General features: G+C 73.9%; 2 protein-coding genes. Both read right to left on the minus strand.

Annotation, left to right across the window (positions count from 1 at the left end; genetic code table 11):
- Positions 1 to 53 precede the first annotated feature (53 nt).
- Positions 54 to 10,145 (minus strand): type I polyketide synthase, encoded by a 10,092-nt coding sequence (locus tag M8C13_RS03355; RefSeq protein WP_374213021.1) that lies wholly within the window; start codon positions 10,143 to 10,145, stop codon positions 54 to 56.
- An 11-nt stretch (positions 10,146 to 10,156) separates the two neighbouring features.
- Complete coding sequence (locus tag M8C13_RS03360; protein ID WP_374213016.1) at positions 10,157 to 15,298, minus strand: SDR family NAD(P)-dependent oxidoreductase; 5,142 nt, start codon at positions 15,296 to 15,298, stop codon at positions 10,157 to 10,159.
- Positions 15,299 to 15,307 lie beyond the last annotated feature (9 nt).

Consider the following 15,307-nt stretch of genomic DNA (forward strand, 5'->3'; position numbering starts at 1 on the left):
GAGCTTGTCCTCATTGGACACTGTGGTTCCCTTCTCCCCAGTAGGAATCCCCGTTACGAGATTCCGAACTCCTTGCCAATGAGGTCGAACAGGTCGTCGTCGGTGGCCGCTTCCAGGTCCTCGGCGGCCGGGGTGCCGTTGGCCTCGGTCCACTTGGCCAGCAAGGACTTCAGCCGGAGGGTGATGTGTGCCCGGGACTCCTCGTCCGGGGCGATCCCGGACAGGTCGTCTGGCACGATCACCGACAGGCTGGCCTCCAGCCGGTCCAGCTCGGCCAGCAGCGGACTGCCGCCCGCCGGGGCCGTGGACTGGGGCACGCTGTCGTCCAGGTGCGCGGCCAGCGCCTCCGGAGTCGGGTGGTCGAAGACCAGCGTGGCGGCCAGACGCAGGCCGGTGGCCGCGTTCAGCCGGTTCCGCAGCTCGACCGCGGTGAGCGAGTCGAACCCGAGCTCCAGGAAGCCCTTGCTCTCCTCGACCGCCTCCGGCGAGGAGTGCCCCAGCACCGCGGCAACCTGCCCGCGGACCAGGTCCAGCAGCACCTCGCGCCGCTGGGCGCCGGTGCGGCCGTGCAGTCGCTGCGTGAGCGCCGTGGCGTCCGGGGCCGCGCCGGCCGCCGTTCGGCGACCGGGCTTGCGGACGAGCCCGCGCAGCAGGGCGGGCACCTCGGCCTGTGCCCGCAGCGCCGTGGTGTCCAACCCGATGGGCACCAGCACCGCCGATTCCACTGTGCTGGCCGCGTCCAGCAGTGCCAACCCCTGTTCTGAAGACAGGGGTGCCATGCCGGCCCTGGCCAGCCGCCCCAGTTCGGCCTCGTCCAGGTGGCCGGTCATGCCGCTGGCCTGCGCCCACAGGCCCCAGGCCAGGGACACGGCTGGTTTGCCCAGCTCACGGCGGTAGGCGGCGAGTCCGTCCAGGAAGGCGTTGGCCGCGGCGTAGTTGCCCTGGCCCGCGCCGCCGAAGGTGGCGGCGGCGCTGGAGAACAGCACGAACTCGGTGACCTCGCCGGTCAGCTCGTGCAGGTTGACCGCGGCGTCCACCTTGGGCCGCAGCACCGCGGCCAGCCGGTCCGGGGTGAGCGCGGAGAGCACGCCGTCGTCGAGCACCCCTGCCGCGTGCACCACGGTGGACAGGGGTTGATCAAGGGTGCCCAGCAGCGCGGCCAGCGCGTCCCGGTCGGCGGCGTCGCAGGCCTCGATCCGGACCTGCGCGCCGAGCGCGGTGAGTTCGGCGTGCAGTTCCGCCGCGCCGCGGGCGGCCGGGCCGCTGCGGCTGGTGAGCACCAGGTGCCGCACGCCCCGGCTGGTCACCAGGTGCCGGGCGACCAGCGCGCCGAGGGTGCCGGTACCGCCGGTGACCAGCGCGGATCCCCCGGTCGGCCGCTCGGTCGAGGTCTTGGCCACGCGGGCCAGGCGGGGTGCGGTGAGCTTGCCCTGCCGGATGGCCAGCTGCGGTTCGCCGGTCTGCGCGGCGGCGGCGAGCTGCCGGGCGGAGTCGGGGCCGTCCAGGTCGAGCAGCTGGAACCGGCCCGGTTCCTCGGCCTGCGCCGAGCGGATCAGGCCCCAGACCGCGGCCGCGGCTGGATCGGTCACGTCCGCGGCCGCGCCCCGGGTGACCACCACCAGCCGGGAGCCGGCGAAGCGCGGATCGGCCAGCCACCCCTGTGCCGCCTGTAGGGCGATAAGGGTGGTGGTGTGCGCGACCTTGGCCATGGGTCCGTCCACTGTGGCCAGTGGCAGGAATACCAGCTCGGGCACCTCGGTCAGTTCTGCCAGTCCGGTGTGCTCCTGCACCCGGACCCCGGCGGCGCGCAGACCGGCCGCCACGCCCAGTGCGTCGCCGAGCACGGCGGCGCGGCCGAGCGGGGTGGCAGGCGCGGGCACGGTGACCCAGTCGAGCTGGAACAGCGAGTCGTGGTGCCCGCCGCCGAGCGCGTCGGCGGAGAGGGCGCGCAGCACCAGGGAGTCGACGGTGGCCACCGGGTTGCCCTCGGGGTCGGTCACCGCGAGCGCGATGCCGTCGTTGTCCACCTTGGACAGTCGCACCCGCAGGCTGGTCGCGCCGGTGGCGTGCAGGCTGACCCCGGTCCAGGCGAAGGGCAGCCGGGCCTGCTCGGCGCTGAAGAAGCCGCCGAGGCCGATGGCCTGCACCGCCGCGTCCAGCAGGGCCGGGTGCAGCGCGAAGCCGTTGTCCCGGTGGTCTTCGGGCAGGGTGGCCTCGGCGAAGACCTCGCCGCCCTTGGTCCAGGCGGCGCGCAGGCCCTGGAAGCTGGGGCCGTAGTCGTAGCCCGCCTCGCTGAGCCGGTCGTAGAGACCGTCCAGGGCAACGGGTTCCGCGCCCGCGGGCGGCCAGGCGCCGACCGCGACCGGGGTGCCGAGGCCGGGCAGCAGGGTGCCGCTGGCGTGCAGCTGCCAGGGCTCGTCCTCGCCGGTCTGGGAGTGCACGGTCAGCGCGCGGGCGCCGGAGTCCTCCGGTTCGCCGACAGTGAGGTGTAGCCGGACCGCGCCGTCCTCGGGCAGCACCAGCGGCGCGGCCAGGGTCAGCTCCTCCACCCGGTCGCAGCCCGCGGCGAGGGCCGCGTGCAGGGCGAGCTCGACGAAGGCGGTGCCGGGCAACAGGATCGAGCCGAGCACGGCGTGGTCGGCCAGCCAGGGGTGGCTGCGCACCGAGATCCGGCCGGTGAACAGCAGTTCCTCGCTGCCGGGCCGGGTGATCGCGGCGCCGAGCAGCGGGTGCTCGGCGGCGGTCAGGCCGAGCTCGGCGGCGTCGGAACCGGAGCGGACCGGGGTGTCCAGCCAGTAGCGCTCGCGCTGGAAGGCGTAGGTGGGCAGGTCGATCCGGTGGGCCCCGGTGAGCAGCCGGCCGAAGTCGACCGGCAGGCCGCGCACGGCGGCCTCGCTGACGGAGAGCAGGAACCGGGCGAGCCCGCCTTCCTCGCGGCGCAGCGAACCGAGTGCGACCGCGTTGCTGCCGGCCTCTTCCAGGGTTTCCTGCACGCCGACGGTGAGCACCGGGTGCGGGCTGGCCTCGACGAAGTAGCGGTAGCCCTGTTCCGCCAGCGCGCGGGTGACCTCGGCGAACCGGACGGTCTGGCGCAGGTTGGTGTACCAGTACTCCGCGTCCAGCGTCGCGGTGTCGACCAGCTCGCCGGTGACGGTGGAGTGGAACGGGATCTCCGAGGCTCGCGGCTTGATCGGGGCCAGGACCCGCAGGATTTCCTCGCGGATCTCCTCCACGTAGGCCGAGTGCGAGGCGTAGTCCACCGGGATCTTGCGGGCCCGGATGTTCCCGGCCTCGCACTCGGCGAACAGCTCGTCCAGCGCGTCCGGCTCACCGGCGACCACCACCGAGGAGGTGCCGTTGATCGCGGCGACCGAGATGCGGCCGTCCCAGCGGGCCAGTCGTTCCTCAACCTCGGCGACCGGCAGCGGCACCGACATCATGCCGCCCTTGCCGGCCAGCGCCCGGATCGCCTTGCTGCGCAGGGCAACTACCCTGGCGGCGTCCTGAAGGGACAGTGCGCCGGAGACCGCGGCCGCGGCGATCTCGCCCTGGGAGTGGCCGACCACCACCGAGGGTTCGACGCCGAAGCTGCGCCACAGCGCGGCCAGGGAGACCATGACCGCCCACAGCGCGGGCTGCACCACGTCCACCCGGTCGAAGCCGGGACCGTTGCCGCGCAACACTTCCAGCAGGTCCCAGTCGGTGAACTCGCGGAGCGCGCCCGCGCAGTCGCCGAGCCGTTCGGCGAAGACCGCGTTGGTCTCGGCCAGTTCGACCGCCATGCCCAGCCACTGCGAGCCCTGACCGGGGAAGACGAACGCGACCTTCTCCCCCGGCGCGGCCACGCCGGTGGTCAGGCCGGGCCACGGTTCGCCGTTGGCGAGCGCGTCCAGGCCGGTGCTCAGCTCGGCGGCGTTGTCCACGACCAGGATGGCGCGCTGGTCGAAGGCGGTGCGGGCGGTGAGCAGGGAGTGCGCCAGGTCGGCGAGGCCGGTGTCCGGGTGTGCGGCCAGGTGCGCCGACAGCGCGCGGGCCTGGCCGCGCAGGGCATCGGGGGTGCGGGCGGTGAGCCGCACCGGCACCGGTCCGTCCACAGTGGACTTCTCGGGAGTGTCGGCCGCGGGCGGCTGTTCGATGATGACGTGCGCGTTGGTGCCGCTGATGCCGAAGCTGGACACGGCGGCCCGGCGCACGCCCTCCGGCCAGGGCTGGGCCTCGGTGAGCAGTGAGACCGCACCGGCGGACCAGTCGATCTGCGGGCTGGGCGCGTCGATGTGCAGGGTCTTGGGCAGCAGGCCGTGGTGCATGGCCAGCACGCTCTTCATCACCCCAGCCACCCCGGCGGCGGCCTGGGTGTGCCCGATGTTGGACTTCAGCGAGCCCAGCCACAGCGGGCGGTCCCGGTCCTGGCCGTAGGTGGCGATCAGCGCCTGGGCCTCGATCGGGTCGCCGAGGGTGGTGCCGGTGCCGTGCGCCTCCACCAGGTCGACGTCCGAAGTGGACAGTCCGGCGTTGGCCAGCGCCTGGCGGATGACGCGCTGCTGGGACGGTCCGTTCGGGGCGGTGAGGCCGTTGCTGGCGCCGTCCTGGTTGACCGCGCTGCCCTTGACCACGGCCAGGATCGGGTGGCCGTTGCGCTGGGCGTCGGAGAGGCGTTCCACCAGCAGCATGCCAACACCCTCGGCGAGGGCGAAGCCGTCCGCAGCGGCGGCGAAGGCCTTGGAGCGGCCGTCGCGGGCCAGTCCGTTCTGGCGGCTGAACTCGAAGAACATGTCCGGGGTGGACATGATCGTGACGCCACCGGCCAGGGCGAGGGAGCATTCGCCGTTGCGCAGGGCCTGCACCGCCCAGTGCAGGGCGACCAGCGAGGAGGAGCAGGCGGTGTCCACGGTGACCGCGGGGCCTTCGAGTCCAAAGGTGTAGGACACCCGGCCGGAGAGCACGCTCGCGCCGTTGCCGGTGGCCAGGTAGCCGGACAGGTTCTCCGGCGCGCCCGCCAGCAGCGGCGCGTAGTGCTGGCCGTTGGTGCCGGCGAACACGCCAGTTCGGCTGCCGCGCAAGGAGTCCGGGTCGATGCCCGCGCGCTCGAATGCCTCCCAGGAGGTTTCCAGCAGCAGGCGGTGCTGCGGGTCCATGGCCAGGGCTTCGCGCGGGGAGATGCCGAAGAAGGCCGGGTCGAACTCGCTGGCCTCGTGCAGGAAGCCGCCGTGGCCGACGTAACTGGCTCCGGTGCGCCCGTTGGGGTCGATCAGCGCGTCCAGGTCCCAGCCGCGGTCGGTGGGGAAGCCGGTGATGGCGTCGCCACCGGACTCGACCAGCCGCCACAGCGCTTCCGGGCTGGCCACGCCGCCGGGGAAGCGGCAGGCCATGCCGATGATGGCGATCGGCTCGTCGTCGGCGGCCGCGGTGACCACCGGTCCGGCGATCTGTGCGGCGTGGCCGATCAGCTCGCCGCGCAGGTGCTCGGCGAGCACGGTGGCGGTCGGGTAGTCGAAGACCAGGGTAGCGGGCAGGGTCAGGCCGGTGACGGTGTTGAGCCGGTTGCGCAGGTCGACCGCGGTGAGCGAGTCGAAGCCGAGCTCGCGGAAGGCGCGGTTGACGTCGACGGCTTCCGGGGAGGCGTGTTCGAGCACGGCGGCGAGCTGGGTGCGGACCAGGTCGAGGACGAGTTTCCCTTGGTCTGCCTCGGAAAGTCCGGTGAGGCGCTGCACCAGCGGGGAGGCTTCGACGGCCTCGGGCTCGGTCTCGGGGCGGGCCTGCGGGATCTCGTCGAAGAGGTGGCTGGCGCGGGCGGCGGTGAAGCCGGGGACGAAGCGGTCCCAGTCGATGTCGGCGACGGTGAGCACCGGCTCCTCGTGCTCAATCGCCTGGCGCAGCGCGGAAAGCGCGAGCTCGGGGTCCATCGCGGTGACGCCGCGGCGGCGCAGGAACTCGCCGTAGCTGTCCTCGGTGGTGGTGTCGCCGCCGTCCCACGGGCTCCAGGCGATCGCCACGCCGGGCAGGCCGCGGCCGCGCCGGGCTTCGGCCAGCGCGTCCAGGTAGGCGGTGCCCGCGGCGTAGGCGCCCTGGTTGCCACCGCCCCAGATCCCGGCGACCGAGGAGCAGAAGACCACGGTCTCCACGGAGTCGTCGAGCAGGGCGTCCAGGTGGGTGGCGGCCGCGGTCTTGGCGTTGACCACGGCGGCGAAGGAGGCCAGGTCGCTATCGGCCAGGGACTTCAGCGGCACCACCGGCGGGGCGTGCACCACGGTGGCCGGCTGGTGTTCGGTGAGCACGGCGCGCAGTGCGGCGCGGTCGCCGACCTCGCAGGCGGCCAGGGTGACCGTGACGCCCTCGGCGGCCAGTTCGGCGCGCAGGTCCTCGGCGGTGTGGTCGTGCTGACCGGCCAGCACTAGGTGCTCGATACCGTTGCGGGCCAGCCACTTCGCCACCAGCGAGCCGAGCGCGCCGGAGCCGTCGGTGACCAGCGCGGTGCCGGTGGGCTGCCAGCTGCGGACCGGGGTGGCCGAGCCGAGCGGGGCGGGTGCGAGGCGGCGGGCGAAGATCCCGGCGGCGCGGATGGCCACCTGGTCCTCCTCGGCCGCGGCGAGCACGGCGTGCAACCGGTTGACCGCGGTCTCGTCGAGGCGGTCGGGCAGGTCGACCAGGCCGCCCCAGCGCTCCGGGTGCTCCAGCGCGATGACCCGGCCGAGGCCCCAGACCTGGGCCTGGGTGGCGCTGCGCAGGAGATCCGTGGCGGAGGTGGAGATCGCGCCGCGGGTGGCGCACCACAGCGGGGCGGTGATCCTGGCGTCGCCGAGGGCCTGGGTGAGCACCACGGTGCCCGCGAGCCCGGCGGGCAGCGGGTGTTCGGCCAGCGGGGACTCATCGAGGGCGAGCAGCGAGAGCACCCCGGCGGGCGTGAAGTCCAGTGCCGCAAGGCGATCGGCGAGCGCGGCCCGGTCCAGGGAGCCACCGATCTCCAGCACCCGCGCGCCGGACAGCACGGTCCCGGTGTGTCCCTCTGGCTGCACCACCAGCCAGTCGCCGGTGAGCGGGGCGGCGGGCAGGGTGACCGGCCGCCACTCCACCCGGTACCGCCAGCCGTCCACAGTGGACTGCTCGCGGCGCTGGCGGCGCCAGGCGGCGAGCACCGGCAGCACACCGGTGAGCGCCTCGGCCTCGGCGCCGAGGGTGGCGGCCAGGGTGTCCAGGTCCTCGGTCTCGACCGCGGTCCAGAACTCGGCGTCGGCCGGGTCGGTGGTGTGCTCGACGGCCGGGGCGCCGTCCTCCAGCCAGTAACGCTTGCGCTGGAAGGCGTAGGTGGGCAGGTCCACGTGCGCCGAGCCGCCCCACAGGGTCGCCCAGCGCACCGGCAGGCCGCGGACCTGGCCCTCGGCCAGCGAGGTCAGGAAGCGGTCCAGGCCGCCCTCGTCCCGGCGCAGCGAGCCGACCGCGACGGCTTCCACGGTCTCCTGGATGCCGAAGGTGAGCACCGGGTGCGGGCTGGCCTCCACGAAGAACCGGAACCCGGAGTCACCGAGCAGCCGGACGGTCTCCTCGAACCGGACGGTCTGGCGCAGGTTGGTGTACCAGTACTCGGCGTCCAGCCCGGTGGTGTCGAAACGCTCGGCGAAGACGGTGGAGTAGAACGGGATCTCCGCCGCGCGCGGTTCCAGTCCACTGAGGACGGTCAGCAGTTCGGCCTTGATGCTTTCCACGTGCGCGGAGTGCGAGGCGTAGTCCACCGGGATCTTGCGGACCCGGATCTCCGCGGTCTCGCAGTCGATGAACAGCTCTTCCAGGGCGTCCGGGTCGCCGGCGACCACCACGGAGGCACTGCCGTTGACCGCGGCCACCGAGATCCGCCCATCCCAGCGGGCCAGCCGCGCCTCAACCTCGGCCACGGGCAGGGAGATCGACATCATGCCGCCCTTGCCCGCCAGCGCCCGGATCGCCTTGCTGCGCAGGGCGACCACCTTGGCCGCGTCCCGCAGCGACAGCGCGCCGGAGACCGCGGCGGCGGCGATCTCACCCTGTGAGTGGCCGACCACTCCTGCGGGCTCGATGCCGTTGGCGCGCCACAGCGCGGCCAGGGAGACCATGACCGCCCACAGCGCGGGCTGCACCACGTCGACCTGCTCGAAGTCGCCGCTGCGCAGGACGTCGAGGAGGTCCCAGTCGGTGAACTCGGCGAGGGCCTCGGCGCATTCGGTGAGGCGGGCGGCGAAGACCGGGGAGGTTTCCAGCAGCTCGACGGCCATGCCCCGCCACTGGGAGCCCTGGCCGGGGAAGACGAAGACGACCTTGCCGGTGCCGATGCTGTCGCCGGTGATCAGGTTGGCGGCGGGTTCGGCGTTGGCGAGCGCGGTGAGGGCGGTGCGGAGCTCGGCGCGGTCGCGGGTGATGGCGACGGCGCGGTTCTCGAAGGCGGAGCGGCCCAGGGCGAGGGCGCGGCCCAGGTCGGCCAGGGGGAGGTCGGGGTTGGCGTCGAGGAAGGAGAGCAGGTTGGTGGCCTGGGCGCGAAGGGCTTCGGGGCCGCGGGCGGAGAGGGCCAAGGGGAGCACCGGCGCGGAGGCAACGGCGGCACCCGGCTGGACGGCGAGTTCGCCGGGGGCCTGGGCGGCGGTCCCGGCGGGAGAGGCCACCGGGGCCGGGGCGGCGGTCCCCGCGGCGGAAGCGACCGAGGCCGCGTTGGCTGTCCCGGCGGCGAGAGCGACCGGGGCCGCGTTGGCAGCCTCGGTGGCGGAAGCGACCGGGGCCTGCTCCAGGATCGTGTGCGCGTTCGTACCCGAGACGCCGAAGGAAGACACCGCGGCCCGGCGGGGCCTGCCGGTCTCCGGCCACTCCCGCGCCTCGGTCAGCAGCGACACCGCGCCCGCCGACCAGTCCACGTGCGGCGTCGGCTCGTCCACGTGCAGCGTCCTCGGCAGCACGCCGTGCCGCAACGCCATGACCATCTTGATGATGCCGCCGACGCCGGCCGCGGCCTGGGTGTGGCCCAGGTTCGACTTCAGCGAGCCCAGCCACAGTGGCTGGTCGGCCGACTTCTCCTTGCCGTAGGTGGCCAGCAGGGCCTGGGCCTCGATCGGGTCGCCGAGCACGGTGCCGGTGCCGTGCGCCTCCACCGCGTCCACTTCGGACGGTGTGAGCTGTGCGTTGGCCAGGGCGGCGCGGATGACGCGGCGCTGGGACGGGCCGTTGGGGGCGGTGAGGCCGTTGCTCGCGCCGTCCTGGTTGACCGCGCTGCCGCGCACCACCGCGAGGACCGGGTGGCCGTTGCGCTGGGCGTCGGAGAGGCGTTCCACCAGCAGCATGCCGACGCCCTCCGACCACGAGGTGCCGTCGGCGGCCGCGGCGAAGGACTTCGAGCGGCCGTCGGGGGCCAGGCCGCGCTGGCGAGAGAACTCGACGAACGCGCCCGGGGTGGACATGATCGCCACGCCACCGGCCAGCGCCAGGGTGCACTCGCCGTTGCGCAGGGACTGCACGGCCAGGTGCAGCGCGACCAGCGAGGAGGAACAGGCCGTGTCGATGGTGACCGAAGGCCCTTCCAGGCCAAGGGTGTAGGAGACCCGGCCGGAGACCACGCTGCCGGAGTTGCCGGTGCTGAGGTAGCCCTCGACCCCGGCCGGCACGCTGTGCAGGCGGGCCGCGTAGTCGTGGTACATCAGCCCGGCGAACACGCCGGTGCGGCTGCCGCGCACGGTCGCCGGGTCGATACCGGCCCGCTCGAAGGTCTCCCAGGCGGTCTCCAGCAGCAGGCGCTGCTGCGGGTCCATGGCCAGGGCCTCGCGCGGGGAGATGCCGAAGAAACCGGGGTCGAACTCGTCGGCGGTGTGCAGGAACCCGCTCTCCCGCACGTAGGAGGTGCCGGGGTGTTCGGGGTCGGGGTGGTAGAGGGCGTTGAGGTCCCAGCCGCGGTTGGCCGGGAAGCCGGAGATCGCGTCGCCGCCGCCTTCCACCAGCCGCCACAGGTCCTCCGGCGAGCTGACCCCGCCGGGGTAGCGGCAGGCCATGCCGACGATGGCGATCGGCTCGCGGTCCTCGGCCTCCACCTCGTGCAGGCGCGCCTTGGTCTGCTGGAGGTCCGCGATGACCCGCTTCAGGTAGTCGCGGAGCTTGTCCTCAGTCGTCGGCGACATGCCGCCCCCTCGGTCAGTAATGGCTTGCGTGGTCAGTGGACGCCGAGCTCGGAGTCGACGAGGGCGAACAGCTCGTCGTCGGTGGCCAGGTCGAGCTTGGCGGCGGGGGTTTGGTCGGGCGTTTCGTCCACAGTGGACAGCAGTGCCCTGAGCTTCGCGACGGCTTCGGCGCGGGTGTCCCCGGTGAGCGCGGTCAGGCTCGCGGCCAGCCGGTCCAGCTCGGCGAACACTGGTGGCGCGGCCTGCTCGACCGGCAGCTCCTCCAGGAGGTAGCCGGCGAGTGCGGCCGGGGTGGGGTAGTCGAAGACCAGGGTGGCCGGCAGGCGCAGGCCGGTGGCCGCGGTGAGCTGGTTGCGCAGTTCGACCGCGGTGAGCGAGTCGAAGCCCAGGTCCTGGAAGGCCCTGCTCTCCTGGACCGCACCCGCGGAGCCGTGGCCGAGCACGGCGGCGGCCTTGGCGCGCACCAGGTCGATCAGCGCGGTGGCCCGGTCGTCGGGGTCGAGACCGGCCAGCCGCTGGCGGAGGTCGCCGGTGTCGGCGGCCTTGCGCGGCTTGGCCTTGACCAGTCCGCGCAGCAGTGGCGGCACCTCGTCCCGGCCCGCCTTGGTGGACAGGCGCATCGGCACCAGGACCGGTTCGCCGGAGCCGAGTGCGGCGTCGAACAGCGCGAGTCCGTCCGTTGTGGACAGTGCGTCGACGCCGCCACGGGTGAGCCGGGTGGAGTCCACGCCGTCGGCCATGCCCTGCGCCCACAGGCCCCAGGCCAGCGAGACGGTGGGCCTGCCCTGGGCGGCGCGGGCCCGGGCGAAGGAGTCCAGCACCGCGTTGGCGGCGGCGTAGTTGCCCTGGCCCGCGTTGCCGAAGGTGGCCGCGGCCGAGGAGAACAGCACCAGGGTGGTCTCCGGTCCGGTCAGCTCGGCCAGGTTGCGGGCGGCGTCCAGCTTGGGGCGCAGCACGGTGTCCAGGCGCTCGGGGGTGAGCGCGGTGAGCATGCCGTCGTCGAGCACGCCGGCGGTGTGCACCACCGCGTTGACCGGGTGCTCGGCGAGCAGGGCGGCCAGGGCGTGCCGGTCGGCGGCGTCGCAGGCGGCGACGGTGACGTTGGCGCCCAAGGAGATCAGCTCGTCGCGGAGTTCGGACGCGCCCGGGGCGGCCAGGCCGCGGCGGCTGGTGAGCACCAGGTCGCGGACGCCGTGGCCGGTGACCAGGTGGCGGGCGAACAGCGCGCCCAGGCTGCCAGTGGCCCCGGTGACCAGGACCGGTCCGGTCAGCTGGGCCGCGGAACCGGTGGCGCGGGCCAGTCGTGGCGCGAACACCTTGCCCGCGCGGACCCGCAGCTCGGGTTCGCCGGTGGCCACGGCCGCGGCGACCAGGTCCGGGTTGTCGGTGTCGACCAGCACGAACCGGCCGGGCTCCTCGGCCTGGGCGGCGCGGATGAGGCCGTGCACCGCAGCGGCGGCCAGGTCGGTGTCCGCGTTGGCGGTCACCACGACCAGCCGGGACAGCGCCAGCTCCGGATCGGCCAGGAAGTCCTGGGCCGCCTTGAGGATGTGCGCGGTGGCCGCGCGCACCTCGGACTCGGTGCTGTGCACCACCACCGCGTCGGCCAGGTCACCGTCTACTGTGGACAGTTCGGTCCAGTCGACGCGGAACAGCGAGTCCTGGCTGTCCCGCGCGGTGCGCAGCGCCTCGGCGGAGACCGGGCGCAGCACCAGGGAACCGATCGAGGCGACCGGTGCGCCGGTGGGGTCGGACAGGGTGAGTGAGACGGCGTCGGCGGCGACCGGGGTGAGCCGGACCCGGACGGCAGAGGCGCCGGGCTGGTGCAGGCTGACGTCGTTCCACAGGAAGGGCAGCCGGGCCTGGCCGGTGTCCGCGATCAGGGTGCCCAGGCCGACCGCGTGCAGGGCGGCGTCCAGCAGGGCCGGGTGCACGCCGAAGTTCGCGCCGTCGTTGCCGGGCAGGCTGACCTCGGCGAGCACGTCGTCGCCGTGCTGCCAGGCGGCCTTGAGACCCTGGAAGGTGGGGCCGTAGTCGTAGCCCCATTCGGCGACCCGGTCGTAGAGGTCGGACACGTCGAGTGCGACCGCGTCGGCCGGCGGCCAGGCGTTTTCGGCGGTGGCCGGTGCGGTGTCGGTGGTGAGCAGGCCGCTGGCGTGCCGGAGCCAGGTCTCGCCGGTGCGGGAGTGCAGGGTCAGGCCGCGGCGGCCGGTCTCGTCGGTGCCGGTGACCGCGAGCTGGAGCTGGACCGCGCCGTCGGCGGGCAGCACCAGCGGGGCCTCGATGGTCAGCTCGGCCACGGTGTCCGCGCCGACCTGGCGGCCGGCGTGCAGGGCCAGGTCGACGAAGGCGGTGCCGGGCAGCAGCACGGTGTCCAGCACGGTGTGCTCGGCCAGCCAGGGGTGGGTGCGCAGGGACAGGCTGCCGGTGAAGACGAACCCATCGCTGCCGGGCAGCGGCAGGGCCGCGCCGAGCAGCGGGTGCTCGGCGGCGGTCAGGCCGAGTCCGGCGGCGTCGGCGAGCGCGGCACCGTCCAGCCAGTAGTGCTGGCGCTGGAAGGGGTAGCCGGGCAGGTCGACACGGCGGCCACCGGCCACAGTGGACAGATCGACCTCGGCGCCGCGGACCAGGGCCTCGGCCAGGCCGGTGAGCAGGGCCTCGGGCTCGGGGCGGTCCTTGCGCAGCAGCGGCAGGAAGGCGGCGTCCAGGGTTTCCTGGCCCAGCGCGGAGAGCACGCCGCCGGGGCCGATCTCCAGGAAGGTGCGCACCTCGTCCTCGGCCAGGCAGCGCAGCGCGTCGGCGAACCTAACCGCTTCGCGCACGTGCCGGACCCAGTAGTCCGGGCTGGTCAGCTCGGCGGAGACCGGCTGGCCGGTGAGGGTGGAGACCAGCGGAATGTTCGGCACCGCGTAGGAGATGGTCTCCGCGACGGCGCGGAAGTCGGCGAGCATGCCGTCCATCAGCGGCGAGTGGAAGGCGTGGCTCACGGTGAGCCGCCGGGTCTTGCGGCCCTGCGCGGCGAACCGCTCGGCCAGGGCGAGCACCGCGGCTTCCTCGCCGGAGAGCACCACCGACTCCGGGCCGTTGACCGCGGCGATGGCGACCCCGTCGGTCAGCTCGACCTCGTCCTCGCTCGCCTGCACCGCGACCATCGCGCCACCGGCGGGCAGGGCCTGCATCAGGCGGCCGCGGGCGGCGACCAGCTTGGCGGCGTCGGCCAGGGAGAAGACCCCGGCCACGTGCGCGGCGGCCAGTTCGCCGATGGAGTGCCCGGCCACCACGTCGGGGGTGAGGCCGAGGGACTCGACCAGGCGGTAGAGCGCGACCTCGATGGCGAACAGGGCGGGCTGGGTGTAGCCGGTCTGGTGCAGCTCCTCGGAGTCCAGGACCTCGCGCAGCGGGCGGGGCAGGTGCCGGTCGAGCTCGGCGCAGGCCGCGTTGAAGGCCTCGGCGAAGACCGGGAAGCGGGCGGCCAGTTCGGTGCCCATGCCCAGGCGCTGGGAGCCCTGGCCGGAGAACAGGAACGCGGTGCGGCCCTCGGCCACGGTGCCCTGGACCAGGCCGGGCGCCTGCTCGCCGTTGACGAGGGCGGTGAGCGCCGCGGTCAGGGTTTCCTTGCTGTCGGCCAGGATCACCGCGCGGTCGCTGAGCTTGGCCCGGCTGGTCAGGGTCGAGTAGGCCAGGTCGGCCAGTGGCGCGTCGACCTGGCGCAGGTTGGCCGCCTGGGCACGCAGCGCGTCGACTCCCTTGGCGGACAACAGGATCGGCGCGATCGGCGGGGCCGGGCTGGGTTCGGCGTGCTCGGTGGCGGGGGCCTGTTCCAGGATGACGTGCGCGTTGGTGCCGCTGACGCCGAAGCTGGACACCGCGGCCCGGCGCACACTCTCCCGCCACGGCTGTTCCTCGGTGAGCAGCGCGACCGAGCCGGCGGACCAGTCCACGTGCGGCGAGGGCTCGTCCACGTGCAGGGTGCGCGGCAGCACGCCGTGGTTGAGCGCCAGCACCATCTTGATCACCCCGGCGATGCCCGAGGCGGCCTGGGTGTGGCCGATGTTGGACTTCAGCGAACCCAGCCACAGCGGGGTTTCCCGGTCCTGGCCGTAGGTGGCCAGCAGGGCCTGGGCCTCGATCGGGTCGCCGAGGGTGGTGCCGGTGCCGTGCGCTTCGACCACGTGCACGTCCGAAGTGGACAGTCGCGCGTTGGCCAGCGCGGCCTGGATGACCCGCTGCTGGGCGGGACCGCTGGGGGCGGTGAGACCGTTGGAGGCGCCGTCCTGGTTGATCGCGCTGCCCTTGACCACGGCCAGCACGCGGTGGCCGCGGCGCTGGGCCTCGGAGAGGCGTTCCACCAGCAGCACGCCGACGCCCTCGCCCCAGCCGACGCCATCCGCGGCGGCGGCGAAGGACTTGCAGCGGCCGTCGGGGGCCAGGCCGCTCTGCCGGGAGAACTCGGTGAACGCGCCGGGGGTGGCCATCACCGCGACGCCGCCGACCAGGGCCAGCTCGCACTCGCCGGTGCGCAGCGACTGCGCGGCCAGGTGCAGGGCGACCAGCGAGGAGGAACACGCGGTGTCGATGGTGACCGCGGGGCCGGAAAGGCCCAGGGTGTAGGCGATCCGGCCGGAGGCGACCGCGGTGGCGCCGCCGGTGAGGAAGTAGCCCTCGGAGCCGGTGCCCGCCTGCTGCAGACCGACGCCGTAACCCTGGCCGGAGACCCCGGCGAACACGCCGACCGCCTTGCCGCGCAGGGAGTTCGGGTCGATCCCGGCATGCTCGACCGCGGTCCAGGAGGCCTCCAGCAGCAGGCGCTGCTGCGGGTCCATGGCGGCGGCCTCGCGCGGCGAGATACCGAAGAAGGCCGCGTCGAACTCGGTGGCGTCGTAGAGGAAGCCGGCCTCGGTGGCCTGCGGGCCGGTGCTGTCCGCGTCGTAGATCGAGGCGGGGTCCCAGCCGCGGTTCTCCGGCAGCCCGCCGACGGCGTCCACACCGCCGGTGAGCAGTCGCCACAGGGCCTCCGGGCTGTCCGCGCCGCCGGGCAGCCGGCAGCTCATGCCGACGATGGCCAGGGGTTCGCGGGTGGTCGCCTCGCGCTGACGCAGGCGTTCGTTCTCCTTGAGCGAGGCGCGCAGGGCCTCGACGACCTTGTCGGTCGGGGTAGCCATCTTGGTCTCCACAAGCTCGGT

It is taken from the genome of Crossiella sp. SN42 (assembly GCF_023897065.1).
Lineage (GTDB): Bacteria > Actinomycetota > Actinomycetes > Mycobacteriales > Pseudonocardiaceae > Crossiella.